Genomic DNA, 23,597 nt, shown 5'->3' with positions numbered 1-23,597 from the left:
TATAGTGGAATCGCTTTTCCAACTAGTGAGAGGGTAGGCGTCAGGCCACCCGAGCGTCAAGACCGCTGGGGCGGTCGTCTCAGCGGGTGGCGGAGCGGCGCGCGGGCACGTCGCGGTGGCGGGCCAGCAACCGCTCGCCCGCCGAAACCGCTTGTGCCGCAAGCGATTCCTCGTCCGCCGTGACGAGGCCGTCACGCGAGACGACGGACCTTCCACCGACGAGCAACAACTCGAGCGGGGGCTGGGAGCCGAGGACGAGCGCCGCGACCGGGTCGACGACGCCGGCATGGCCCAGCCCGTCGAGTCGCCACAGGGCGACGTCGGCCAGCTTGCCGACCTCGAGCGACCCGATCTGGTCGTCCCAGCCAAGCACCCGAGCACCGCCGATGGTGGCGAGCTCGAGGGCGTCCCTCACGCCGAGGGCTTCGGGACCGCCTCGGGCGCGGGCGAAGAGCAGCGCGTGCCGCGCCTCCTCGACCAGGGAGGACGCCTCGTTCGACGCAGCCCCGTCCACCCCGAGGCCCACCGGCACGCCCGCGTCGCGCAGGTCACGGGTACGAGCGACCCCAGCACCCAGGCGGGCGTTCGACGACGGGCAGTGCGCGACCCCGGTGCCCGAGGTCGCCAGTGCTCCGATCGCGTCGTCGTCGAAGTGGATGCCGTGGGCGAGCCACACGTCGTCGCCGAGCCAGCCGAGCGACTCGAGGTAGGCCAACGGGCTCAGCCCGAACCGCTCGGCGCAGTAGCGCCCCTCGTCGACCGTCTCGGCCAGGTGGGTGTGCAGCCGCACCCCGCGGTCACGGGCCAGGGCCGCCGACTCGCGCAGGAGGTCTGCCGTCACCGAGAACGGCGAGCACGGGGCGACGCCGATCCGCAGCATCGAGTCGGGCGAAGGGTCGTGGTGCGCGTCGAGCGCAGCCGCCGTCGCGGCGAGGATCGTGTCGAGGTCTTCCACCACGTGGTCGGGCGGCAGACCGCCTTGGCTCTCACCGAGGTCCATCGACCCACGGGTGGCCAGGAACCGCAGGCCGATCCGTCGTGCCGCCTCGACCTCTGCGCCCAGGACGTCGCCGCCGTGGGTGGGAAAGACGTAGTGGTGGTCCATCGACGTCGTGCAGCCCGTGCGCGCCAGCCAGCCGAGACCCGCCGCTGCGGCCGCCCCCACGATGTCCTCGTCGATGCCACCCCAGACCGGGTAGAGCTCGGTGAGCCAGCCGAACAGCGTGGCGTCGACCGCCAGGCCGCGGGTGGCCCACTGGTAGAGGTGGTGGTGGGTGTTGACCAGGCCGGGGGTGGCCAGGCACCCGGCGGCATCCACCACGTCTGCGACGGTGCCGTCATCGACGTAGCGACCCGGACCGACGGCGACGATGCGCGTCTCCTCGACGACGACGTGCCCGACGGCGTGCTCGGTGCGGACCGGGTCCATCGTCACCACCGTGCAACCGTCCAGGACCAGCCGCGGGACGGTCGCCATGGTCACGACCCCCGGTAGGTGGAGTAGCCGAACGGGTTGAGCAGCACCGGCACGTGGTAGTGCTGGTCAGCGTCGGCGATCGTGAAGACCACCACCACCTCCGGGTAGAAGGCCTCAACGCCGCGCGCCGCGAAGTAGCCACCCGAGGCGAACCTCAGCCGGTAGTCGCCGGTCTCCAGTCGCTCGGGACCGATGCCCCCGATGCGGCCGTCCCCATCGGTGATGCCATCGCCGATCGGTTGGCCCGCAACGGTTTCCAGCACCACCGTGATCCCAGCGGCAGGCTTGCCGAGGCTGGTGTCGAGGACGTGGGTGCTCAGGGTTCCCATCAGGAGGCCACCTGTCGGAGTCGGAGCAGCGCGATCTCGCGCAGCTGGGTCACGGTCTCTTCACGCTCGGCGTCGGCGTCGTTGCCGAGCCGCCGGTCGAGCTCGGCGAGGATCTCCGGCGCGGACCGGCCGGCCGCCCGGATGAGGAACACCCGGTCGAACCGCCTCTCGTATGCCGCGTTGCCCTCGGCGAGCGCGCGTGCCACCTCGGCGTCGGCCGGGTCCACCCCAGCCTGCTCACGTGCGCTGGCGGCGGCGTTGTGGTGCGGGCTCGCGGCGCGTTCGCCGATCCGCGGGTGGCCGGCCAGCGCCGCCTCCAGCTCCTCGTCGTCGAGGTGCTGGGCGGCGGCGCTGGCGGTGGCTTCGAGCTCCGGCCACGCGGCATACGGTCGGCCGTCACGGACGGCGGCGACCCACCTGGGCACCGGGAGGCACGCGGTCAGCCGCTCCTCCAGCTCGCGCTCGGGCAGCGCGTTGAGGCGTTCGAGGGTCAGCTCGAGCGTCATCGGCCCTCCACGGATCGGGTGCGCGCGGAGTGGATCGGGTTCGCGTCGGCCACGAGGTCATCAAACCGGTAGCCGGCGATCTTGGCGATCTCCACGAGGGCCGAGGCGTGTTCCTGCGCCTGGGAGTTGTTGAGGCGCTCCCAGCCCGTGCGCACCACCTGGTCGAACGAGTCGCGGTCGCGCACACACGTCACGAGCGGGAAGCCGAAGCGGTCGCGGTACTGCGAGGTCAGCTCGGCCAGCTCGCCATGGCTCTTCTCGTCGAGCCTGGTCAGCCCGAGGGAGGACTGGTCACGCAGGGAGTCGGGCCCTTCGTCGCCCTCGGCCACGCTGTCGGCGCCGAGGTCGGGGTAGGAGTCGATCAGCTGGCGCTGCTCGTCCTCGGTGGCCGAGAACAACGCCTCCTGGAAGGCGCGCCGCAGGTCGCTGGTGTCGCTGAACGGCCGCGAGTCGAAGGCCCGCTCGACCACCCACCGAGGACCCTGGAAGAGGCTGCCGAACGTGTCGGCGAAGTCCTCACGCGACATCTGGTTGACCTCGCTGAGCCGCACGAGCGACCCCGGGGCACCAGCCACCGCCGGGCCACGGTTCGACCCGACGTGGTGGAAGAGGAAGTTGAGCACGATGGCGGTGATCGAGCCGAGCGTGATGCCCGAGCCGAAGATGATCTGCGCCCACTCGGGCACGGCCTTGGACACGTCGGGCTGCGCGGTCACGTACATCGCGAGGCCAACCGCCGTCGCGACGATGACGACGTTGCGGTGGTCGTGGAAGTCGACCCGTGAGAGCGTCTGGAAGCCCACGACGGCGACGGTGGCGAACATCGCCAACGCAGCGCCACCGAGGACGGGGTGCGGGATGCCCGCGACGATGGCGCCGGCCTTGGGGATCAGGCCGATGACGACCATGATCAGCCCGGCAGTCGCGACGACGTAGCGGCTCTTGACCCGGGTCAGTCGCACCAGGCCGACGTTCTCGGCGAAGCAGGTGTAGGGGAAGGAGTTGAAGACTCCGCCGATCGTGGTGGCGAGGCCGTCGGCGCGCAGGGCGCGGGCGATGTCCTCCTTGCCGATCCGCTTCTCGACGATCTCGCCGGTGGCGAACACGTCGCCCGTGGTCTCGACGGCCGTGATCAGCATGACGACGACCATCGAGACGATCGCGGCCACCGAGAACTTGGGCCACCCGAAGTGGAACGGCGTGGTGACCCCGACCCAGCCCGAGCCCGACACGGAGTCGAAGTGCGCGTCACCGAGGATCCAGGCGATCACGGTGCCGACCACCAGCCCGACGAGGACGGCCACAGTGGCCATGAAGCCCTTGAAGATCCGCTGGATCGCGACGATCAGGGCCAGGGTGCCGAGCGCGTAGGCGAGGTTGCGCCCGCTCGACGGGTCGAGCGTGGGGCCGGCGCCACCTGCGGCGTCCGCGGCAGCCACCGGCAGCAGCGCGAGGCCGATGATCGTGATCACCGTCCCGGTGACGACGGGCGGGAAGAACCGGATCAGCTGGCTGAAGTAGGGAGCGACGAGGAAGGTGAACAGGCCCGCCACGATCACCGCCCCGTAGATCACGAGCAGGCCGTCGGTCCCCCCGCCGGCGGCCAGGCCGATGGCGATCATCGGGGAGACAGCGGTGAACGTGACCCCTTGCAGGAGGGGGAGCTTCACGCCGACCTTCCAGAACCCGACGGACTGGATGATCGAGGCGATCCCACAGGTGAAGAGGTCGGCGTTGATGAGGTGGATGAGCTCCTGGGTCGACAGCCCGATCGCGCTGGCCAGGAGGATCGGCACGATGACCGCGCCGGCGTAGAACGCCAGCACGTGCTGGAAGCCGTAGATCGCGAGCTTCGGGATGGGCAGGACCTCGTCCACGGGGTGGCGGGAGGCGCGCTGGGACTTCGGTGTTGCGGTGGCTGTGCTCATGACAGGCACCTTTCGGGAGGCTCCGCGAGGAGGGTGCAGAAGGAGGGGTGCTGCGGGAGGGGTGCTGCAGGGTGGGGTGCTGCGCGAGAGCGCTGCGGGTGCTGCGGTGGGACCGGGTTGTTGGGTTGCTGGGTTGCCGGGTCGCCGGGTTGCCGGGTTGCGTCAGCAGAAGCCGGGCACGGTGAGCCAGGCGTCGCCGGCGTCCGAGCCGTTCTCGCGCTGGACGGTGGCCTCGATCAGCCCGTAGGGACGGTCGGCGGCGATGAACACCTCACCGGGGTTGTCGAGCCCGAACGGGGCGAGGTCGACGAGGAAGTGGTGCTTGTTGGGGGCGGAGAACTTGATCTCGGCCACCTCCGGGTGCGCGGCCAGCACGGCCGACCCCATCGCATAGAGGCTCTCCTGCAGCGCGCGGCTGTAGGTCGTCGCGAAGGTCTCCAGGAGCAGCGACCGCACGTCGTCGAACGACTTGTTCCAGTCCACGCCCTCGGTGGTCTCGTAGCGCCAGCGCGCCACGAGGGAGGTCGCGAGGATCCGGTCGTCGGTCTCCTGCAAGGTCGTGTACTCGTCCTTGAGGTAGCCCTTGAACTCCGAGCCGGTGGACTTGAGGACGACCAGGTCCTTGACGCCGGAGACCACCCAGGCGCGCGGCTCGGCGCCACTGCGGTCGCGGGTGACGATGGTGGTGCGGACCTCCCCGCCGCGCTTCACGAACGCGTGGTCGTGGCCGGCGCCGCCGACCTCGATGCGGTCCCAGGCATACTCCTCGACCTCGATCCGGCTGGCCGTCGCGGCGGGCGTGACGTCGAGGAAGCGCTGGCCGAGGGTGAGGGCGTAGTCCTCCGGGGAGGTGACGCCGTGCTCCTTGGCGAACGCGAAGCAGGTGTTCTTCTGGGTGTCGGTGGGCAGGACGTTGGCCTGGTCACCGGTGGTGTGGGCCTCGGTGAAGTCGCCGCGCAGGGCGGTCGACACGTTGAGGTCGCGGATCTCGTGGCGGGCGGTGTCGCGGTAGACGCGGACGACGCGGTTCTCCGCCTTGCCGTACTGGTTGGGTCCGAGGACGAAGCTCATGGTGCTCCTTGCGGTGCCCGTCGACCCTCGCGGGTCAGGCGTGGTGGCAGCGGATGGCTTCCCGAATCAGTCGGAGGTCTTCCGAATGGTGGAAACCTGTTTACGAATGATGGAAGGATAGGAGGACGGATGTGACCCAGTCAACAGTTTGTTGAAAAGTTCCGTCCCTCGGCTGGTCAGCCTTCGCCGAGATCCCAGCTCTCGGGCTTCCGGGGCCGCCGGAGGCCCGAGAGCTGGGCTCTCGGGCGCCACTCACGACCGGGTATGCCGCGTCAGCCGGCCGTCTCGGCCGCGGACTCGCGGATCCGGTTGAGGTAGTTGTAGACCGTGAAGCGGGTCAGGCCGAGGGCCTCGGCGACGGTCTCGGCGCTACGTCGCATCTCGAAGGCCCCACGCTCCTCCAGCAGCCGCACGGCGTGCTGCTTCTCGGCCCGCGGAAGCGTCGCGAGCGACCCCCCGAGCTCGCGCTCGACGTCGGCGATGAGCCGCGACAGCCCGTCGGTGAAGTCGGTGGCGGCTGCGCCGGCCCCTGCGCCCGCCCCGGCACCGACTGCCGGGGCGGCACTCACCGCGTCGACGTCACCCAGGGTCAGGGTCACCCGGGTGGCACCGTGGGACAACGCCTGCTTGAGCGCGACGGCCACGGCGTCGACGACCACCTCGGCGTCACCCTCCACGGACGTGCCGAGCGGTCCCAGGTCGGGTGACAACCCGGCATACCTCAGCGCGTCGGCGGAGGCGGTGACGTGGTCGGGGAGCCGACCGTCCTCGCCGTGGAACGGCTCGGTCGTGAACTCCACCCGCACGCGCATGCGGCCAACCTACCCGCGACGGGCCGGCAGGTCAGGTGGTCGCGCACGCCAGCCGCCCAGGTCGGGTCAGGCAGGGGTGCGGCGGGCCAGGCGGTCGATGGCGGAGCGGTCCAGACCGGTCAGGGCCTGCACCTCCTGCTCGTCCGTGGCGCCGCAGTCGAGCGCGCGGACCACGAAGTCGGAGAGGGCCCGCGCCGTGGCAGGCTCGTCCATGACTCCCGAATCCACTTGTCCCACATAGTTTTTCAGCCGCTGACCGGCGGCCGGGAGACCCTCACGGTAGAAGGCGTAGGTGGCAAGGAACCGGCTCGGCAGCTGGGCCGGGTGCAGGTCCCAGCCCTGGTAGTAGCCACGCTCGAGCGAGCGTCGCACCAGGCGCCCGTGCAGGCGCCAGGCAGCCAGGACCTGCTCGTGACCCCCGACCGGGAGCACGTTGGTCGAGCCGTCGGACAGGTGGACGCCGGTGCCTGCCGCCGCGACCTGCATGACCGCCTTGGCGTGGTCAGCGGCCGGGTGCTCCATCGACTGGTAGGCCGCCGCGATGCCGCACGACGCCGAGTAGTCGTAGGTGCCGTAGTGCAGCGAGGTGCAGCGGCCCGCCGACGCGTGCACCATCCGGGCGACCAGGGCGGTGCCGTCGGGTCCGCCGATGGCCTGCGGGGTCTCGACCTGGATCTCGAACCGGATCGCTCCGGCGAACAGTCCGACACCCTGCTCGACCCGCTCGCAGGCGACGACCATCGCCTCGACCTGGTCGACCGACGTGACCTTCGGGAAGGTCACCACGAACCCGTCAGGCAGCCGACCGTCACGGGTCACCGCCTCGACGAACCGCGCGAAGGTGCGCAGCCCGCGCTGGCGAGTCGGCGCCTCGAAACTCTTGAACCGGATGCCGCTGAAGGCAGTCACCTCCCCCGCGTCCACGGCGCCACGCAGCGCTGCGGCGGCGGCGTCCACAGCCGCGTCCTCCTCGGCGTCGGACCTCGTGCCGTAGCCGTCCTCGAAGTCGATCCGCAGGTCCTCGATGGCCTCCCGGTCGAGCTTGTCCCGCACCCGCGAGTAGAGATCTGCCGCGAGCGCCTCGGGCAGCCCGAACGCCTCGGCCGCGCCGTCGGCACCACCCCCGTGCTCGTCGAGTGTCGCGAGGGCGTCGGCACGCCACCGCGAGACCAGCTCGGCGTCGTAGCGGTCGGCCGGGACGTAGACCGTGTGGACCGGCTGGCGCACCGGTCGCTCGCCGGGGAAACGCCTCGCGAGGTCGGCATCGGCGTCGCGCAGGCGTTCGTCGAGCGTGGCCCCGAGGGCGTCGAGGTCCACGGTCACCGCGCCGTCGCCTCTCGGCTCGTGGCGGAGCCGGTATGCCGCGCGGTCGCGTCGCCGCCGTGCCGACCTCCCGCCGCCTGGCGCACCGCTGCAGCCACCGCGGGGGCGACATCGGGGTCGAAGACGCTGGGCACGATGTAGCTCGCGTTGAGCTCGTCCGGGTGGACGCAGTCGGCGATGGCCCCCGCCGCGGCGATCAGCATCTCGTCGGTGATGTCACGCGCCCCGGCGTCGAGCAGGCCCCGGAAGAACCCCGGGAAGGCCAGCACGTTGTTGATCTGGTTGGCGTAGTCGGACCGGCCGGTGGCGACGACGGCGGCGTGGTGGCTGGCCGCGACCGGGTCGACCTCGGGGTCGGGGTTGGCCATCGCGAACACGATGGCTCGATCGGCCATGGTCGCGATGTCGTCGCCGTCAAGCAGGTTCGGAGCAGAGACTCCGATGAACACGTCTGCTCCGCGCAGCACCTCCTTGAGGGTGCCGGTGGTGCGGGAAGGGTTGGTGTTGCGGGCGATCCAGCCGCGGAACTCGTCGGCGTGCTCGGCCTCCGGGTCCAGGGCGCCGCGGCGGTCGCACCCGATGATGTCGGTGGCGCCCTGGGCGTCGAGCAGCCGGATGATGGCGTGGCCGGCGGCGCCCACCCCCGAGACCACGATCCGCACGTCCTTGAGCTCCTTGCCGACGACGCGCAGGGCATTGCGCAGGGCGGCCAGGGTGACGATGGCGGTGCCGTGCTGGTCGTCGTGGAAGACGGGGATGTCGAGCTCGTCGCGAAGGCGTGCCTCGATCTCGAAGCAGCGCGGCGCGGAGATGTCCTCGAGGTTCACGCCGCCGTAGACCGGGGCGATCGCCTTGACGATCATGATGATCTGCTCCGTGTCCTGGGTGTCGAGGCACACCGGCCACGCGTCGACACCGGCGAACTGCTTGAAGAGCGCGGCCTTGCCCTCCATGACGGGCAACGCCGCGGCCGGGCCGATGTTGCCGAGCCCCAGGACGGCGGACCCGTCGGTCACGACGGCGACGGTGTTGCGCTTGATGGTGAGGCGGCGTGCGTCCTCGGGGTTCTCGGCGATGGCCAGGCACACGCGCGCGACGCCGGGGGTGTAGGCGCGGGACAGGTCGTCACGGTGCTTGAGCGGCACCTTGGGCACGACCTCGAGCTTGCCGCCGAGGTGGAGCAGGAAGGTGCGGTCGCTGACCTTGCGGACCGTCACGCCGGGGACCGCGGCGATCTCCGCAGTGATCCGGTCGGCGTGGTCGGCGTCAGAGGCGTTGCAGGTGACGTCCACGACCAGCTTGTCGCCCCGGGACTCCACGACGTCGAGCGCCGTGAGCGCCCCTCCGGCTGCGGCGACGGCAGCGGCGACGACCCCTGTGGTGTCGATCGCGGCAGGAGCCTCTGCGCGCACGGTGATGGAGTACCCGGGGCTCGGTGCTGACATCGCGCGACCTCAATCTTCCACGATACGGATTTCAAGTTCTGTTCAACGGAACTCTAGGACTCGGCACTGATGAGGACAAGTCTCGCCCGGCTGCCGGATAGATTTCGTCCGTGACGACGACCGAGCTCGACGGCGGCGCGGAGCGGGGACCCCAACCGCCGCGCGCGCTCATCGTCACCCTGCTCGGTCTCTACGTCCGCGAGTTCGGCGGCTGGATCAGCGTGAGTGGCCTGATCCGGCTGATGGCAGCGGCAGGCGTGGACGAGCAGGCCGTGCGCTCCTCGCTGTCGAGGCTCAAGCGCCGCGGGATCGTCGAGGCCGAGCGCCGCGACGGCGTGGCCGGCTACGCCCTGTCGGAGTACGCGCGCCAGGTGCTCGAGGTCGGGGACCGGCGGATCTTCGCCCGACCCGAGCAGCACTCGCGCGACTGGGTCGTCGTGGTCTTCTCGGTGCCCGAGTCCGAGCGCCAGAAGCGGCACGCGCTGCGGGCCCGGCTCTCCTGGCTCGGCTTCGGCACCGTCTCGGCCGGGGTGTGGATCGCCCCCGGGCACCTCGCCGAGGACGCCCGGGACGTCCTGCTCGCCGACGGGCTCGCCCCCTACGTCGACCTCTTCCGCGCCGAGTACCTCGCCTTCGGCGACCCGGCCGACAAGGTCGCCGAGTGGTGGGACCTCGCCTCGCTCGGCCAGCTGTACACGGACTTCCTCGACGCGCACGAGCCCGCGCGGGCGAGCTGGGCCGCCCAACCGGAGGTCGTGCCCGGTCCGCAGGCCTTTGCCGACTACCTCCGGGCGCTCACCTCGTGGCGACGCCTGCCCTACCTCGACCCCGGGCTGCCGACCGAGCTGCTGCCCGAGTCCTGGTCGGGGACCCGGGCGGCGGAGACCTTCTTCGCCCTGCACCGGCTGCTCGCGGGGCCGGCGCACGACTACGTCACCGCTGAGGCCGGAGCCGCTCGTCGGGGATGACGGCGACGCCCACGATCTCGATGAGGGCCTCAGGCTGCCAGAGAGCGGTCGTGCCGATGCCCGCCATGGCGGGGTAGACCGGACCGGCCAGCTCGCGCCACGCACGACCGATCTCGCGGCCGTGCGCCTGGTAGTCGGGGATGTCGGTGAGGTAGATCGTGATGCTCACGAGGTCGTGGGGGACGCCGCCCGCCTCGGCCAGGGTCGCGAGGACGTTGGAGAACGCCTGGCGGAACTGCTCGACGATCCCGCCGGGAACGATCTGCAGCTGGGCATCGAGGGCGGTCTGCCCTCCCAGGTACAGGGTGTTGCCACTGAGGGTGCCGTGCGAGTAGCCGCTCGGCGTCGGCAGGGAAGCGGGGTTGACCGGCACGGGGGTCAGCGGCTGGGCGGACATCGAACCTCCAGGATCGGGCTGGGCGTGGATCGAGCCTAGCCCATCTATTGACGTTTGGCGACGATCGTGAAAATCTCGCTATATGCAGTTCGGCACCGTTGCCCACGAGGGGACCACTCGCGCCGCGGCCCGCACGGCCGACGGCTGGCGCGCCCTCCCGGCCACGGACCTCTCCGCCTTCCTCGCGGCCGGCGGTCGGCTCCGTGCAGACACCCCCGTGGGTGACCTGCTCCCGGGCGCCGAGCCGGTGGCACCGCTCCCCCGACCGGCCAAGGTGGTCTGCTGCGGCCTCAACTACGGCGACCACATCCGCGAGACGGGACGCGAGCTGCCGAGCCACCCCACCCTCTTCGCCAAGTACGCCGACAGCCTCGTGGGCCCGGCCGACGACGTCGACCTCCCCGCCGGCACGGAGGTCGACTGGGAGGCCGAGCTCGCCGTCGTGGTCGGGGCGACCATCCGTGGCGCCGACCGGGCGACGGCCGCAGCCGCCGTCGCCGGCTACACCGTGGCCAACGACGTGTCGGTGCGCGACTGGCAGTACCGCACGCTGCAGTGGTTCCAGGGCAAGGCGTGGGACCACTCGACCCCCACCGGTCCCGTGGTCGTCACCGCCGACGAGGTGGACCCTGCGGTCGGGCTGACCGTCACCTGTCGCGTCAACGGCGAGGAGGTGCAGCGTGACAGCACGGCCACGCTGGTCTTCGACTGCGCCGACCTGCTCTCCTACATCTCGACCTTCACGGTGCTGCGCCCCGGCGACCTGGTGCTCACCGGCACCCCGGGAGGCGTCGGCGTCGCCCGTGACCCGAAGCGGTTCCTCGCCGACGGCGACGTCCTCGAGACCGAGATCGAGGGAATCGGCCTGCTGCGCAACACGATCCGCCTCACCCAACCCCGCGCCTGACCACACCGACGAAGGAGACCCCGTGGAACCTGACTTCAGCAAGTACCAGCTCGAGGGCGACAACTCGATCTACGCCGACGCCCACGGGCTCGTCGTCCCAGTCGTCACCCGGGCCGGGCACGAGTTCGGCGACACCGGCCAGTCCGAGGGGGCCCGCCGCATCTCCGGGGTCAGCATCCAGCACACCCCTGCCACCCGGCTCTGGTTCGGCAAGGTGAGCAACGAGGCCGGCTACCGCTCCGCGCCGCACCACCACGGCGAGGCCGAGACCGGCGGCTACGTCCTCTCCGGTCGCGCACGCATCTACTTCGGCGAGCGCTTCGAGGACTACCTCGACCTGGCCGAGGGCGACTGGGTCTTCGTGCCGCCGTTCATGCCCCACGTCGAGTGCAACCTCGACCGCAACAACCCCCTCACGTGGATGACGACCCGCACCCCGGAGAACATCGTCGTCAACCTCCCGCAGGTCTCCGACGCCGAGCTGCGCAACTGGGCGGACCGCCCGTGACGAGCTCGCCAGAGGGCACGCAGGCGCCCACCTCCGAGATCGTCACCAGAGCGTTGGCCCTGAAACCTGTTGAGGCACACCATTTCGACGTCGCGTTCTCCGCGACGACCCAGCCCTGCCCGTGGCCCAAGGCCTATGGGGGTGACATGGTGGCGCAGGCCGCTGCGGCGGCGATGCTCACCGTGACCGACGGCAAGACCATGCACTCGATGCACAGCTACTTCATGCGCCCCGTCGACATCGGTGCGCCGGTGACCTACGAGGTCGAGGTGCTGCGAGACGGACGCGGCTACGCGACCCGCCAGGTCCGCGCCTTCCAGAACGACAAGCCCGCCTACACCTGCCTGGCCAGCTTCGCGGCCGGCGAGGAGGGAGGCCGGTATGCCGCGTCGGCGCCCGCCGACGTGGCCGCACCGGACACGCTACCCAGCTCCGCGGCATACCTCCTCGGCCGTGATCCGGGCGGTGACTCGACGATGACGCCGGAGTCGAAGGAGTACTGGTCGGGCGGCCGCAGCTTCGACATGCGCCACGTGCCCGGCCCGGTCTACCTCGAGGTCGACGGTGGTCGCGCCCCTCACCAGGCGTTGTGGGTCAAGCCGTTCGACGCGCTGCGTCCCGTCGAGGGCCTCACTGACGCACAGCGTGACCTGGCCGCCCTGGCCTACGTCTGCGACTACACGATCCTCGAGCCGGTGCTGCGCGTGCTCGACCTCCCGTGGGCGCGACCGGGGCTGGTCACCGCGAGCCTCGACCACGCGATGTGGTTCCACCGCCAGCCAGCGGCGGGGGCCCTGGACGGCTGGCTGCTCTACGCGCAGGAGGCGGTGGCCGCCGACTCCGGTCGCGGGGTCGGCCTCGGCCGCTTCTTCACCGCCGACGGCGAGCACCTCGCGACCGTCGTCCAGGAAGGCATGATCCGCGCCACCACCGGAGGTCAGTGATGTCGAGCTCACCTGCCGCCCTCTCCCCGAGCGGCTACACCGACACGTTCGCTCGCGACCACCTCCCGCCGGCCGACCACTGGCCGACGCTGGAGTTCACGACACCAGAGCTGCAGTACCCGGAACGGCTCAACGCCGCGGTCGAGCTGCTCGACGCGACCATCGCTCAACACGGTGCCGACCGACCGGCGCTGCGCACTCCCGACGGCACGGTGTGGACCTACGGTGACCTGCTGCTCCGGGTCAACCAGGTCGCCGCCGTCCTGACCGACGACCTCGGGCTGGTGCCCGGCAACCGCGTGCTCCTGCGCTCTCCCAACAACCCGTGGACGGTGGCCGCCTGGCTCGGCACCCTCAAGGCCGGCGGAGTCGTCGTCACCACGATGGCGGCCCTGCGCGCCCGCGAGCTGGGGCCCATCGTCGAGAAGACCAAGCCGACCGTGGCGCTCGTCGACCACCGGTTCGTCGAGGACGTCGAGACGCTCCGCGCCAGCGTCGCGCCCGGGCTCGTCGTCGTCCCCTACGGCGGGGACGGTGCCGACGACCTGAGCCACCGCTGCGCCACCAAGTCCGGCGACGCGGGCACCTTCAACTACTCCGCCGTCGACACCGCGGCCGACGACGTCGCCCTGTTCGGCCCGACCTCGGGCAGCACCGGCGTCCCCAAGGTCACCACGCACTTCCACCGCGACATCCTGTCGATCGACAACACCTTCGGCCGCCACACCCTGCGGCTCACCGAGGACGACGTCGTCGCCTGCACCGCGCCGTTCGCCTTCACCTTCGGGCTGGGCATGCTCGTCGTGTTCACCCTCCGTGCCGGCGCCTGCGCGCTGGTGACCGAGGCGGCCACTCCGGCCCAGCTCGCCGAGCTCGTGGAGGAGCACGGGGTGACGGTCCTCGCGACGGCCCCGACGGCATACAAGCAGATCATCAAGGCCGGCCACCTCCCCAGGCTCAAGGGTCTTCGCATCGCGGTGAGCGCGGGCGAGCACATCCCGCAGGAGGTCTGGGAGACGATCCGCGCCGAGCTGGGGCTGGCGATCGTCGACGGCATCGGCGCCACCGAGATGCTGCACATCTTCATCTCCGCAGCGGGCGACGACATCCGTCCGGGGAGCACCGGCAAGCCGGTCCCCGGCTACCGCGCGACGATCCTCGGCCCTGACGACCAGCCGGTCGCCCCGGGCACCGAGGGACGGCTGGCGGTCATCGGCCCCGTCGGGTGCCGCTACCTCGACGACGACCGCCAGCACGCCTACGTCGTCGACGGCTGGAACGTCACGGGCGACACCTTCGTGCAGGACGAGGACGGCTACTTCTACTACCGGGCACGCACCGACAGCATGATCGTGTCGTCCGGCTACAACATCGGGGCGCCCGAGGTCGAGGCCGCCATCGACAGCCACCCCGACGTGGTCGAGGCCGGCGTGGTCGGTGAGCCGGATCCCGAGCGCGGTTCGATCGTCAGCGCGTTCGTCGTGCTGCGGGAGGGGGTGGTCGGTGACGACGCCAAGGCGCGCGAGATCCAGGACCACGTCAAGGCCACCTTGGCGCCGTACAAGTACCCCCGTCGCGTGCGCTTCGTCGCCCAGCTCCCCCGCAACACCAGCGGCAAGCTCCAGCACTTCAAGCTCCGCGACCTGACCCAGGCTCAGCCAGCCGAACAGCAGCCCACCGAGGAGAAGACGTCATGAGGATCGCGATCGTGGGCGGAGGCCCCGGGGGCCTCTACCTCGCAGCCCTGATGAAGCAGCTCGACGCGGGCCACGAGGTGACTGTCTGGGAGCGCAACGCCCCCGACGACACCTTCGGCTTCGGGGTCGTCTTCTCCGACGAGACGCTCGGCGGGATCGAGAGCGCGGACACGACGATCTACCGGGCGATGGAGAGCCAGTTCGCCCGCTGGACGGACATCGACGTCGCGATCGACGGGCGGTCCTCGACGATCGGCGGCCAGGGCTTCGCCGCGATGAGCCGCAAGGAGCTGCTGCGCATCCTGCAGTCGCGGGTCGCGGAGCTCGGGGTGCAGGTGCACTACCGCACCGTCGCGCCCGACGCCGACGAGCTGCGCGCGTCCCACGACCTCGTCGTCGCTGCCGACGGCCTCAACTCCCAGGTGCGGGCGAAGTACCCCGACGCGTTCGGGCCCAGCCTCGACCAGCGGCACAACAAGTACATCTGGTTCGGCACCGACCTGGTCTTCGAGGCCTTCCAGTTCATCGTGCGCAACACCGAGTTCGGCACGATGCAGATCCACGGCTACCCCTACTCCGACAAGGGATCCACCTTCATCGTCGAGATGCACGAGGACGTGTGGCGGCGGGCCGGGTTCGACCGCACGGAGGACGAGGCGTTCCCTCCCGGGGTCTCGGACGAGTATGCCGTCGAGCGGGTCGCCGAGATCTTCGCCGACGACCTCGCCGGCCACCGGATCCTCACCAACAACTCCAAGTGGCTGAGCTTCACGACGGTCCGCAACGCGAGCTGGCACCACGACAACCTCGTCCTGCTGGGCGACGCAGCGCACACGGCCCACTTCTCCATCGGGTCGGGCACCAAGCTCGCGATGGAGGACGCCCTGGCCCTCGCCGCGTGCCTGCACGAGCACGACACCGTGCCGAAAGCCCTTGCTGCCTACCAGGAAGAGCGCAAGCCGGTGGTCGAGTCGACCCAGCGGGCGGCCCAGGCCAGCCTCGAGTGGTTCGAGAACATCGGCAGGTACGCAGACCAGGACCCCGACGAGTTCGTCTTCAACCTGCTCACCCGCTCGCGGCGGATCACCTTCGAGAACCTCAAGGACCGGGACGCCGAGTTCGCTGCCCGGATCCAGGGCGCCTTCGCCCAGCAGGTCGCAGGGGGCGACGAGCTCGCTCCCGCCATGTTCCAGCCGGTGCGGATCGGCCCCCTGGAGCTGAAGAACCGCGTCGTCCTGTCCCCCATGGACATGTATGTCGCGGTCGACGGGGTGCCGGGCGAGTTCCACCTCGTGCACCTGGGCTCCAAGGCGCTCGGCGGGGCCGGCCTGGTGATGTCGGAGATGACGTGCGTGTCACCCGAGGGTCGGATCACCCCGGGCTGCCCGGGGCTGTGGACCGACGAGCAACGCGACGCCTGGGCGCGTGTGGTGAGCTTCGTCCACGACCGGAGCACCGCGAAGATCGGCCTGCAGCTGGGGCACTCGGGGCGCAAGGGCTCGACCAAGCTCATGTGGGAGGGCATGGACGAGCCGCTGGAGGACGACAACTGGGAGGTCGTCGGGCCCTCACCACTCCCCTACGGCGAGGGCTGCCACCTCCCCCGCGAGATGACGCGCGCCGACATGGACCAGGTCGTCGCCGACTTCCGCGACGCGACCCGGCGCGGCATGGAGGCCGGGTTCGACCTCGTCGAGGTGCACGCGGCGCACGGGTACCTGTTGTCGTCGTTCCTCTCGCCCATCTCCAACCGGCGCACCGACGAGTACGGCGGCTCGCTGGAGAACAGGCTGCGTTTCCCGCTCGAGGTGTTCGACGCCGTCGTGGAGGCCGTCCCCGACACGGTGCCGGTGACCGTCCGCATCTCCGCGACCGACTGGATGCCGGACGGCAACACCGAGCACGACGCCGTCGAGATCGCCCGCGCCTTCATCGCCCATGGCGCAGCCGCGATCGACGTGTCCTCCGGCCAGGTGAGCAAGGAGGAGCAGCCGGCGTTCGGGCGGTCGTACCAGACGCCGTTCGCGGACCGGATCCGTCACGAGGTCGCCCGGCCCGCGGGGGTCGCGGTCATCGCCGTCGGGGCCATCTCCTCCCACGACGACGTCAACTCGATCCTGCTCGCGGGACGCGCCGACCTCTGCGCCCTCGGCCGGACCCACCTCTACGACCCGATGTGGAGCCTGCACGCGGCTGCCGAGCAGGACTACGCAGGACCGGGGGCCGAGTGGCCCGACCCGTGGAAGGCGGGGCGGCGCCGACCACCCACCGCGCGCACCGACAAGATCCCGCCGCGGCTCGCGTTGCTGCGCGAGGGAGCGGAGGACGACGTCCACCTGCGCTGGCGACCGGGCACCACCGAGCCCGCAGTGCCGACACCTTCCCCCGTGTCGGCGTGAGCGCGGCTCCTGACCCGGAGGTCACCGACGGCAGCGGCCTCGCGAGCCAGACGGTGCGGTCCAGGATCGAGTGGGTCGACACGGACGCCGCTGGGATCTACCACAACAGCACGGTGATCCGGTTGGTCGAGGCCGCGGAGGCCGCCTTGGCCAGGGAGCACGGCCTCGACGGCTACTTCCCGGTCGCGCCACGCGTGCGTTACGAGGCGGACTTCGAGGCGCCGCTCTTCTTCGGCCAGGAGGTGACGACGACCGTCGCGGTGGTCGAGCTCGGCACGTCGTCGATGACCTTCGGGTTCGAGGTCTGGGGCGAGGAGTTCGAGCAGGCCCCGCGGGTCCGGGCCGCGCGGGGTCGTTACGTAACCGTGCACCTCGACCGCAGCGGACCGGGGCGGGCGACCAGCGCGCCGTGGCCGACCGAGTGGGTCGAGCGCCTGACCGGGAGCAACACACTCCCGAGTCTTTGAGTGATCCGACGGACCAGGACCCGTCGGATCGCTCAAAGACTCGAGGGCCGCGCCTAGGCTTCCGCCATGGCCTCCCCACGGTTGTCCGTCATCATCGCCAGCACCCGCCCGCACCGGATCGGCCACCGGGTGGCCAGGTGGGCGCTCGACGCGGTGCCCGCCGAGTTCGACGTGACGGTGCACGACCTGCGCGAGCTCGCGCTGCCCTTCCTCGACGAGCCCGGCCAGCCCGCCGACGGCAACTACGCGCACGAGCACACCCGGCAGTGGTCGGCGGCCATGCAGGCGACCGATGCGCTGGTCCTCGTCATGCCCGAGTACAACCGCGGCTACAACGCCGCCCTCAAGAACGCCATCGACTTCCTCTACGCCGAGTGGGAGGGACTGCCGGTGGGGTGCGTCGGCTACGGCTGGCACGGTGCGAGCTACGCGAAGTCGGCGCTGCGACAAACCCTCGAGCGGGTCAAGATGACCGTGGTCGACGGTCCCGGCCTGGCGTTCGAGAAGACCCTCACCCAGGAGGGCGAGGTCAGCGCCAGCGCCGAGGACGACCAGGTCCTGGCCGAAATGTTCGCCGAGCTGCTCGCCAAGGCCCGACCGGCGGCCTGACGCACGGCCTGAGCGACGCCGGTCGACTCCCGTCGACGCGCACCTCCTCGCGTCGACCACCGATAGACTCGTCCGTGGTGAGCCGGGAAGTCTGGTCGGCGGCGTCGTTCGACGTCCTCCCCCGTCGCCGACCCCCGAAGGCCCCATGAGCCTCAACCCCCTCCGCCCGCGCCTCTTCGCCCGCACCACGTGGCAGGAGGCGCAGCACGTCGCCGGAGCCCTCCGCACCGAGACCGTGGGCGGCGCCTTGCTGCTGACGGCCGCCGTCGCGGCGCTGGCCTGGGCCAACTCGCCGTGGCACGCGGCATACACCGGCTTGCGCGACACCACGATCGGGCCGCGCGCCCTGCACCTCGACCTCACCCTCGGCCAGTGGGCCGCCGACGGTCTGCTCGCCCTCTTCTTCTTCGTCGCCGGACTCGAGCTCAAGCGCGAGTTCCTCGTCGGCGAGCTGCGCACGCCGTCCAGGGCCGCGCTGCCGGTGGCTGCCGCCCTGTGCGGGGTCGCCCTCCCCGCCCTCGGGTATGCCGTGACCGTCACCTTCCTGGGGGCTCAGGGAGATGCGCTGCGTGGCTGGGCCATCCCCACGGCGACGGACATCGCGTTCGCCCTCGCCGTGCTCGCGGTGATCGGCACCCACCTGCCCTCGGCCCTGCGCAGCTTCCTGCTCACGCTCGCCGTCGTGGACGACCTCGTGGCCATCACGATCATCGCGGTCTTCTACGCGAAAAGCCTCGACCTGCCGCTGCTCGCGCTCGCACTGGTGCCGCTGGCCCTCTTCGCCGCGCTCGTGCAACGCCGGGTGGCGCACTGGTGGCTGCTGCTCCCCCTCGCTGCGCTCACCTGGGGACTCGTGCACGCCTCCGGCATCCACGCCACCGTCGCAGGAGTGCTGCTGGGGCTCGTCGTGCCGGTCAAGCCCAGGGTGCGCACCTCCAGGCTGGCCCGAGTGCCGCGCGTCAGCACCCTGGCTGCGGATGTCGATGTGGCGCAGCGGTTCGAGCACCGGCTGCGTCCGCTGTCTGCCGGCGTCGCGGTGCCGGTGTTCGCGTTCTTCGCAGCCGGCGTGCGCGTGGTGGGCGGCGGGCTCGGCGACAGCCTCGTCGACGACGCCGCCCTCGCGGTGGTGCTCGCCCTGGTGCTCGGCAAGCTGGTCGGCGTGTTCGGGGGCACGTGGGTCTTCGCGAGGTTCACCCGCGCCGAGCTCGACGACGACCTCGCGTGGTGGGACGTCGTCGGCCTGTCGCTGCTCGCCGGCATCGGCTTCACCGTCTCCCTCCTCGTCGGGGAGCTGGCCTTCGGCGCGGGCAGCCCCCGCGACGAACACGTCAAGCTCGCGGTCCTGGTCGGCTCGCTGGTCTCGGCGCTCCTCGCCACCGTGGTGCTGCGGGCCCGCAACCGCGTGTACCGCAGGCTGTGGGAGCTGGAGACGCGCGACGACGACGACAACGGCATCCCCGACTGCTTCGAGGTGCCCGGCGCTGACCCGGGCGCTGACCCGGGCGAGGAGCCGGGCGAGCCTCACGGCGACGCCTCGGATGTGGACCGCCTTCGACGCGGTTAGGGTTGGGACGCCCGGCACCCCGGACACAGGAAAGCGAAGGTGAGGCGCATGGCTCCCAACCAGCTGGACAACGAGGGCACCGAACGCACCATCGGACAGCTCGTCGCCGATGCCACCCACGATGTCTCGACCATCGTCCGCAGCGAGATCGCACTGGCCAAGGCGGAGATCGCGGCCGACGCCAAGAAGGCCGGCGCCGGTGCGGGCATGTTCGCCGCGGCCGGATTCGTGGCGCTGCTCGGACTGATCTTCCTGTTCCACACCATCGTCGCCGTGCTGGACATCTGGCTCCCCGAGTGGGCCGGCTACCTCATCACCACCGGCCTGCTCTTCCTCGTCGCCGCGGTCCTCGGGCTGCTCGGCCGCAACAGCATGAAGAAGATCAAGGGCAAGCCCGAGCGCACCATCAAGAACGCCCAGGACACCGTCGCTGCCGTCAAGTCCGGGTCCTGACCCGACCTGCCGTCTCGCCACCACCCCGCCCGCTCGACCCGTCCCCCGACACCCAGCCGAACGGCATACCCAGTCATGAGCCTCGACGCCTCGATGGCCCTCATCGAGGGCCCGTGGGAGCACCGGTTCGTCGCCGCCAACGGCGCGCGCTTCCACGTCGCCGAACAGGGCGAGGGCCCGATCGTGTTGCTGCTGCACGGTTTCCCGCAGTTCTGGTGGGCGTGGCGGCACCAGATGGCGGCTCTCGCCGAGGCGGGCTACCGTGCCTGTGCGATGGACCTGCGCGGGTATGGCGCGTCGGACAAGCCCCCGCGCGGGTACGACACCCGTACGTCGGCCACCGACGTCGCCTCGGTGCTGCGTTCGCTCGGGGGCTCGCGCGCCGTGGTCGTGGGCCACGGCTGGGGAGGGTGGATCGCCTGGAGCATGCCCACGCTGCAGCCGACCGTCACCCGCGCGATCGCCTCGCTCTCGATGCCGCACCCGCTGGTCTTCCGCAAGGCGTCGTTCGCCAACCTGCGCCAGCTCAAGGCCAACGCCTACCTCGGCGGGCTGCAGCGCCCGTTCGTCCCGGAGCGGCAGATGACCATGCACGGCGGCTACGTCCAGCGGCTGCTGCGCGAGTGGGCCTCCCCCGAGGGGATCTGGCCCTCGCCGGAGGAGGCCCGGATCTACTCCGACGCCATGGCGCTGCCCTTCGTGGCGCACTCGGCAGCGGAGTACTACCGCTGGGTGGTGCGCAGTCAGGTGCGGCCCGACGGGTGGAAGTTCGCCGCCCGGATGAAGACGCCGATCAGCCTGCCCGTGCTGCAGCTGCACGGTGAGCACGACGGCGCGGTGCTGGCCGACACGACGGTGGCCTCAGCGGCGTACGTCACCGGTCCCTACGAACGGCACCTCGTGCCCCGGGCCGGCCACTTCCTGCCCGAGGAGGCGCCCGACGTCGTCAACGGGCACCTGCTCGACTGGCTCGGCACCCTCCCCTGACCGTCGCGCCCGTCGCGTCCTTCCCACTGCTGGCCAGGGGTGCGGCACGAGACCCGGTTGCGGGACCCGCGGTGCCGGCTGCGTGGCCAGGAGTGCAGGGACGGCGGGGTCAGCCGGCCACGCAGGCGCCGGTGTCGACCGGGCTGGCGGCGCTCGCGGCGGCGTCGAGGACCGGCTTCGCCTCATCCATGGTCAACGCGTAGCCGGTGCTGGGGTCGTCGAGCGACTTGGCGAACACCACCCCGACCACCCGGCCGTCGGTCGACAGCAGCGGACCGCCGGAGTTGCCGGGACGCACCTGCGCGTAGAGCGAGTAGACCTCGCGGCTGGTGCCCGGCTGCCCGTAGATGTCAGAGCCGCGGGCATCGACGACCTCGCGGACCCGGGCGGCGTCCAGCCGGTACGGACCGTCGAGGGGGAAGCCCGCCACGACACCGCTGTCGCCCCGGGAGAGGTCGGCACCCTGCTTCAGCGGGTCGGCCGGCAGGCCGGGCACGGCGAGGACGGCGAGGTCACGCCTGGCGTCGAAGACGACCACCCGACCGGTGTAGGACCGCCCGGTCCCGTGGATGCGCAGCGTGGCGGTCTTCATGCCGGCCACGACGTGGGCGTTGGTCACCACGCGCTCGCGGGCGACCACCCAGCCGCTGCCTTCCTGTCCCCGGTTGCAGGCGTCGGCGACCCCCGTGATCTTGATGACCGACGCCGCTGCCGCGCGCACACCCGCCGTCTGGGCGACCGACGGGTCCGGCGGGGCGACCGGGGCGATCCGCTCGCTCTCGAGGCCGTCGAACACCCGCGGGAAGCCCTCGCGGTCGAGGACCTCGCGGAACGACGCGAAGAGGCGCGACGTGCCCGGGGGGACCACCGTGTCGATGGCCCGGAGCACCCGCGACTCACCGATGGCCTTGGCGATCGGTGCTGGCGCGCCCCCGCGGAGCGCGCCGGCGATGAACCAGACCAGCACCGCTGCCGAGAGCACGACGGCCACGGCCCCCAGGCTGGCGTCGACCCACTGGGCCGGCTTGATCTTCAGCTTGGACCGCAGCGAGCCGCCGACTGCCACGGCGAGCGCCTGACCGCTGGAGGCGAGGATGAACACCCCCGCGATCAGCACCACCGTGCGAAGCAGGGGCGAGGACTCCAGCTCGGTCCACTGCTGCATCGCCTTCGGCACGAGCCACATGGCGAGCGCACCCCCGGTGAGGAACCCGGCGAGCGACAGCACGCTCACCACCAGCCCCTGGCGGAACCCGGTGAAGGCATAGCTGATGAAGAGCAGGATCAGCAGGTAGTCGAGGACGGTCAGTCCGAGGAACATCAGGCTCGGCCTTCCGTCGCGGTCTTGGTGAGGGCGTCCTGCGAACCCCCCGGCCGGTAGCGGTCAGGGAGCGATCGCTCGACGCTACGGTCCCACGGAACGGTCAAACCACCGAAACCGAGCACTGCCGAGAGCAGCCCTGCTGTGAAACCCCACACGAACAGCCCGTCGAACTCGAACCCCGGCCCGCGGTAGCCACTCGGGTGCGACACGGTGAACCGGGAGGCGGGGTCGAGCAGGTCGGCCAGCGGCGCCCGGACGGCGCGGTGCACCTCCGTGGGGTCGACCGTGTCGAGCGGACCCGGCTCACGCCACCAGCCGAGCACCGGCGTGACGACGAACTGGCGCGGGCTCAGGTAGATGTCGGGGAGGGTGTCGACGACCTCGATCGTGTCGGGGTGGATGCCCACCTCCTCCTGCGTCTCGCGCAGCGCCGCCGCCGCGTCCGAGGCGTCGGACGGCTCGCGCTTGCCTCCGGGGAAGGAGATGTCGCCGGGCTGGGTGCGCAGGGTGTGGGCGCGCTCGGTGAGGACCACGTCCTCACCCCCGCCCTCGGCCGGGCCGAACAGGATCATGACGCTGGAGCGCCGGCCACCCTCGGGCGGCGGGGCGAACGTCTCGAAGTAGCCACGGTCGGCGGCAGCGATCGCGTCGCGGGCGCGGTCGATCCAGGCGGGGCGAGCAGCGGTCACGGTGCCGGGGTCCCTGTCGCCGCGGCATACGGGTTGGTCGCCCCGGGGGCGAGCTCGAACTTGAGGAGCTTCTCGGCCTTCACCGGGTCGGTCTCGCCGACGCCGTAGGACGGGCACAGCCTGGCCACGGGGCAGGCGCCGCAGGCGGGCTTCTTGGCGTGGCAGGTGCGGCGGCCGTGGAAGATCAGGACGTGCGAGAGCATCGTCCACTCCTTGCGCGGGATCAGCGCCCCGACGGCGTGCTCGACCTTGACCGGGTCGTCCTCGGTGGTCCAGCCGAACCGGCGGACCAGGCGGCCGAAGTGGGTGTCGACGGTGATGCCCGGGATGCCGAAGGCATTGCCGAGCACGACGTTCGCGGTCTTGCGCCCGACACCGGGCAGCGTCACGAGGTCCTTCATCCGCGGCGGCACCTCACCGTGGAACCGCTCGACCAGCTCGGCACCGAGCTTCATGACCGCGTTGGTCTTGGCCCGGAAGAAGCCGGTGGGCTTGAGCAGCGCCTCCATCTCCGCGCGGTCGGCCCCCGCGAGGGCCGCGGCATCCGGGTAGCGCGCAAACAGCTCGGGCGTGACCTTGTTGACCATGACGTCGGTGGTCTGGGCGGACAGGACGGTCGCCACGAGCAGCTGCAGGGGGTTGTCGAAGTCGAGTTCGCAGTGGGCGTAGGGGTAGTGCTCGTGCAGCATGCGGTACATCCGCCGGGCGCGCCGCGTCAGGGCGACAGGGGTCTCTTCGCCGGCGGCGTGGGCGGGGGCTCCAGACACCACCACAGACTACGGGGCGAGGCGGA

The 23,597-nt window shown here is 71.2% G+C and carries 23 protein-coding genes; 11 read left to right on the top strand and 12 right to left on the bottom strand.

Going from position 1 to position 23,597, the window contains the following annotated elements; all coding sequences use genetic code 11:
* Nucleotides 1-79: 79 nt before the first annotated feature.
* The 8 genes from AC1DX8_RS13770 to AC1DX8_RS13735 form a co-directional block, all read right to left on the bottom strand.
* Nucleotides 80-1,477, bottom strand: a complete 1,398-nt coding sequence (locus AC1DX8_RS13770; RefSeq protein ID WP_477630494.1) for an 8-oxoguanine deaminase — start codon at nucleotides 1,475-1,477, stop codon at nucleotides 80-82.
* A gap of 2 nt (nucleotides 1,478-1,479) precedes the next feature.
* Nucleotides 1,480-1,806, bottom strand: coding sequence for a hydroxyisourate hydrolase (gene uraH / locus AC1DX8_RS13765; RefSeq protein ID WP_477630493.1), 327 nt, complete (start codon nucleotides 1,804-1,806; stop codon nucleotides 1,480-1,482).
* Nucleotides 1,806-2,312: a 2-oxo-4-hydroxy-4-carboxy-5-ureidoimidazoline decarboxylase gene (uraD, locus tag AC1DX8_RS13760; RefSeq protein ID WP_477630492.1), complete on the bottom strand. Its 507-nt coding sequence runs from the start codon at nucleotides 2,310-2,312 to the stop codon at nucleotides 1,806-1,808. Before uraD (AC1DX8_RS13760) ends, uraH begins: the two co-directional genes overlap by 1 nt.
* Nucleotides 2,309-4,240 (bottom strand): 2-oxo-4-hydroxy-4-carboxy-5-ureidoimidazoline decarboxylase, encoded by a 1,932-nt coding sequence (gene uraD / locus AC1DX8_RS13755; protein ID WP_477630491.1) that lies wholly within the window; start codon nucleotides 4,238-4,240, stop codon nucleotides 2,309-2,311. Before uraD (AC1DX8_RS13755) ends, uraD (AC1DX8_RS13760) begins: the two co-directional genes overlap by 4 nt.
* Before the next feature lie 162 nt (nucleotides 4,241-4,402).
* Nucleotides 4,403-5,311 carry a factor-independent urate hydroxylase gene (gene pucL / locus AC1DX8_RS13750; RefSeq protein ID WP_477630490.1) on the bottom strand — a complete coding sequence of 303 codons (909 nt, stop codon included), beginning with the start codon at nucleotides 5,309-5,311 and terminating at the stop codon, nucleotides 4,403-4,405.
* A 272-nt stretch (nucleotides 5,312-5,583) separates the two neighbouring features.
* Nucleotides 5,584-6,123, bottom strand: a complete 540-nt coding sequence (locus tag AC1DX8_RS13745) for a helix-turn-helix domain-containing protein (protein ID WP_477630489.1) — start codon at nucleotides 6,121-6,123, stop codon at nucleotides 5,584-5,586.
* A gap of 66 nt (nucleotides 6,124-6,189) precedes the next feature.
* On the bottom strand, nucleotides 6,190-7,446 hold the full coding sequence (locus AC1DX8_RS13740) for a DUF6986 family protein (RefSeq protein ID WP_477630488.1): 1,257 nt from the start codon (nucleotides 7,444-7,446) through the stop codon (nucleotides 6,190-6,192).
* A complete protein-coding gene (locus AC1DX8_RS13735) occupies nucleotides 7,443-8,891 on the bottom strand; it encodes an NAD-dependent malic enzyme (protein ID WP_477630487.1) in 1,449 nt (482 codons plus the stop codon). The genes AC1DX8_RS13740 and AC1DX8_RS13735 overlap by 4 nt, the downstream gene beginning before the upstream one ends.
* Nucleotides 8,892-9,001: 110 nt before the next feature.
* Between AC1DX8_RS13735 and AC1DX8_RS13730 the strand changes: the two genes are divergently transcribed.
* Nucleotides 9,002-9,859 (top strand): PaaX family transcriptional regulator, encoded by an 858-nt coding sequence (locus AC1DX8_RS13730; RefSeq protein ID WP_477630486.1) that lies wholly within the window; start codon nucleotides 9,002-9,004, stop codon nucleotides 9,857-9,859.
* On the opposite strand, the gene AC1DX8_RS13725 is transcribed toward AC1DX8_RS13730, so the two are convergent.
* Nucleotides 9,825-10,256, bottom strand: coding sequence for a RidA family protein (locus tag AC1DX8_RS13725; protein WP_477630485.1), 432 nt, complete (start codon nucleotides 10,254-10,256; stop codon nucleotides 9,825-9,827). The genes AC1DX8_RS13730 and AC1DX8_RS13725 overlap by 35 nt on opposite strands.
* A gap of 82 nt (nucleotides 10,257-10,338) precedes the next feature.
* Here AC1DX8_RS13725 and AC1DX8_RS13720 point away from each other — a divergent pair, with 82 nt between their 5' ends.
* The 10 genes from AC1DX8_RS13720 to AC1DX8_RS13675 all read left to right on the top strand — a co-directional run bounded on the left by AC1DX8_RS13720 (nucleotide 10,339) and on the right by AC1DX8_RS13675 (nucleotide 20,791).
* Entirely contained in the window at nucleotides 10,339-11,163 is an 825-nt protein-coding gene (locus AC1DX8_RS13720) for a fumarylacetoacetate hydrolase family protein (protein ID WP_477630484.1), read from the top strand.
* Nucleotides 11,164-11,185: 22 nt separating this feature from the next.
* Complete coding sequence (locus tag AC1DX8_RS13715) at nucleotides 11,186-11,671, top strand: cupin domain-containing protein (protein WP_477630483.1); 486 nt, start codon at nucleotides 11,186-11,188, stop codon at nucleotides 11,669-11,671.
* Nucleotides 11,668-12,615, top strand: coding sequence for an acyl-CoA thioesterase (locus AC1DX8_RS13710; RefSeq protein WP_477630482.1), 948 nt, complete (start codon nucleotides 11,668-11,670; stop codon nucleotides 12,613-12,615). The genes AC1DX8_RS13715 and AC1DX8_RS13710 overlap by 4 nt, the downstream gene beginning before the upstream one ends.
* Nucleotides 12,615-14,312, top strand: coding sequence for an AMP-binding protein (locus AC1DX8_RS13705; RefSeq protein WP_477630481.1), 1,698 nt, complete (start codon nucleotides 12,615-12,617; stop codon nucleotides 14,310-14,312). Before AC1DX8_RS13710 ends, AC1DX8_RS13705 begins: the two co-directional genes overlap by 1 nt.
* Nucleotides 14,309-16,711 (top strand): bifunctional salicylyl-CoA 5-hydroxylase/oxidoreductase, encoded by a 2,403-nt coding sequence (locus AC1DX8_RS13700; RefSeq protein WP_477630480.1) that lies wholly within the window; start codon nucleotides 14,309-14,311, stop codon nucleotides 16,709-16,711. The genes AC1DX8_RS13705 and AC1DX8_RS13700 overlap by 4 nt, the downstream gene beginning before the upstream one ends.
* A complete protein-coding gene (locus tag AC1DX8_RS13695; RefSeq protein WP_477630479.1) occupies nucleotides 16,708-17,178 on the top strand; it encodes an acyl-CoA thioesterase in 471 nt (156 codons plus the stop codon). Before AC1DX8_RS13700 ends, AC1DX8_RS13695 begins: the two co-directional genes overlap by 4 nt.
* Nucleotides 17,179-17,244: 66 nt before the next feature.
* On the top strand, nucleotides 17,245-17,787 hold the full coding sequence (locus tag AC1DX8_RS13690; RefSeq protein WP_477630478.1) for an NADPH-dependent FMN reductase: 543 nt from the start codon (nucleotides 17,245-17,247) through the stop codon (nucleotides 17,785-17,787).
* A gap of 145 nt (nucleotides 17,788-17,932) precedes the next feature.
* Nucleotides 17,933-19,351, top strand: a complete 1,419-nt coding sequence (gene nhaA / locus AC1DX8_RS13685; protein ID WP_477630477.1) for a Na+/H+ antiporter NhaA — start codon at nucleotides 17,933-17,935, stop codon at nucleotides 19,349-19,351.
* A 48-nt stretch (nucleotides 19,352-19,399) separates the two neighbouring features.
* Nucleotides 19,400-19,804 (top strand): phage holin family protein, encoded by a 405-nt coding sequence (locus tag AC1DX8_RS13680; RefSeq protein WP_477630476.1) that lies wholly within the window; start codon nucleotides 19,400-19,402, stop codon nucleotides 19,802-19,804.
* A gap of 75 nt (nucleotides 19,805-19,879) precedes the next feature.
* Nucleotides 19,880-20,791, top strand: a complete 912-nt coding sequence (locus AC1DX8_RS13675) for an alpha/beta fold hydrolase (RefSeq protein ID WP_477630475.1) — start codon at nucleotides 19,880-19,882, stop codon at nucleotides 20,789-20,791.
* Between the two features lie 109 nt (nucleotides 20,792-20,900).
* Here AC1DX8_RS13675 and AC1DX8_RS13670 read toward each other — a convergent pair whose 3' ends face one another.
* The 3 genes from AC1DX8_RS13670 to nth are packed head-to-tail and all read right to left on the bottom strand — an operon-like array spanning nucleotide 20,901 to nucleotide 23,502.
* Nucleotides 20,901-22,112 carry a MarP family serine protease gene (locus AC1DX8_RS13670; RefSeq protein ID WP_477630474.1) on the bottom strand — a complete coding sequence of 404 codons (1,212 nt, stop codon included), beginning with the start codon at nucleotides 22,110-22,112 and terminating at the stop codon, nucleotides 20,901-20,903.
* Entirely contained in the window at nucleotides 22,112-22,804 is a 693-nt protein-coding gene (locus tag AC1DX8_RS13665; protein ID WP_477630473.1) for an NUDIX hydrolase, read from the bottom strand. Before AC1DX8_RS13665 ends, AC1DX8_RS13670 begins: the two co-directional genes overlap by 1 nt.
* Nucleotides 22,801-23,502, bottom strand: a complete 702-nt coding sequence (gene nth, locus AC1DX8_RS13660) for an endonuclease III (protein ID WP_477630570.1) — start codon at nucleotides 23,500-23,502, stop codon at nucleotides 22,801-22,803. The genes AC1DX8_RS13665 and nth overlap by 4 nt, the downstream gene beginning before the upstream one ends.
* Nucleotides 23,503-23,597: the final 95 nt, after the last annotated feature.

The organism is Pedococcus sp. P2_A3, assembly GCF_056405035.1.
The sequence above is the reverse complement of the archived record's forward strand: the minus strand, read 5'-3'. Positions and strand labels throughout refer to the sequence as shown.

Excerpts from the sequence above, each read along its gene's own strand:
- AC1DX8_RS13770 (WP_477630494.1), bottom strand. The coding sequence starts at position 1,477 with ATGGCGACCGTCCCGCGGCTGGTCCTGGACGGTTGCACGGTGGTGACG.
- uraH (WP_477630493.1), bottom strand. The coding sequence starts at position 1,806 with ATGGGAACCCTGAGCACCCACGTCCTCGACACCAGCCTCGGCAAGCCT.
- uraD (WP_477630492.1), bottom strand. The coding sequence starts at position 2,312 with ATGACGCTCGAGCTGACCCTCGAACGCCTCAACGCGCTGCCCGAGCGC.
- uraD (WP_477630491.1), bottom strand. The coding sequence starts at position 4,240 with ATGAGCACAGCCACCGCAACACCGAAGTCCCAGCGCGCCTCCCGCCAC.
- pucL (WP_477630490.1), bottom strand. The coding sequence starts at position 5,311 with ATGAGCTTCGTCCTCGGACCCAACCAGTACGGCAAGGCGGAGAACCGC.
- AC1DX8_RS13745 (WP_477630489.1), bottom strand. The coding sequence starts at position 6,123 with ATGCGCGTGCGGGTGGAGTTCACGACCGAGCCGTTCCACGGCGAGGAC.
- AC1DX8_RS13735 (WP_477630487.1), bottom strand. The coding sequence starts at position 8,891 with ATGTCAGCACCGAGCCCCGGGTACTCCATCACCGTGCGCGCAGAGGCT.
- AC1DX8_RS13725 (WP_477630485.1), bottom strand. The coding sequence starts at position 10,256 with ATGTCCGCCCAGCCGCTGACCCCCGTGCCGGTCAACCCCGCTTCCCTG.
- AC1DX8_RS13720 (WP_477630484.1), top strand. The coding sequence starts at position 10,339 with ATGCAGTTCGGCACCGTTGCCCACGAGGGGACCACTCGCGCCGCGGCC.
- AC1DX8_RS13705 (WP_477630481.1), top strand. The coding sequence starts at position 12,615 with ATGTCGAGCTCACCTGCCGCCCTCTCCCCGAGCGGCTACACCGACACG.
- AC1DX8_RS13700 (WP_477630480.1), top strand. The coding sequence starts at position 14,309 with ATGAGGATCGCGATCGTGGGCGGAGGCCCCGGGGGCCTCTACCTCGCA.
- AC1DX8_RS13690 (WP_477630478.1), top strand. The coding sequence starts at position 17,245 with ATGGCCTCCCCACGGTTGTCCGTCATCATCGCCAGCACCCGCCCGCAC.
- nhaA (WP_477630477.1), top strand. The coding sequence starts at position 17,933 with ATGAGCCTCAACCCCCTCCGCCCGCGCCTCTTCGCCCGCACCACGTGG.
- AC1DX8_RS13680 (WP_477630476.1), top strand. The coding sequence starts at position 19,400 with ATGGCTCCCAACCAGCTGGACAACGAGGGCACCGAACGCACCATCGGA.
- AC1DX8_RS13675 (WP_477630475.1), top strand. The coding sequence starts at position 19,880 with ATGAGCCTCGACGCCTCGATGGCCCTCATCGAGGGCCCGTGGGAGCAC.
- AC1DX8_RS13670 (WP_477630474.1), bottom strand. The coding sequence starts at position 22,112 with ATGTTCCTCGGACTGACCGTCCTCGACTACCTGCTGATCCTGCTCTTC.
- nth (WP_477630570.1), bottom strand. The coding sequence starts at position 23,502 with ATGTACCGCATGCTGCACGAGCACTACCCCTACGCCCACTGCGAACTC.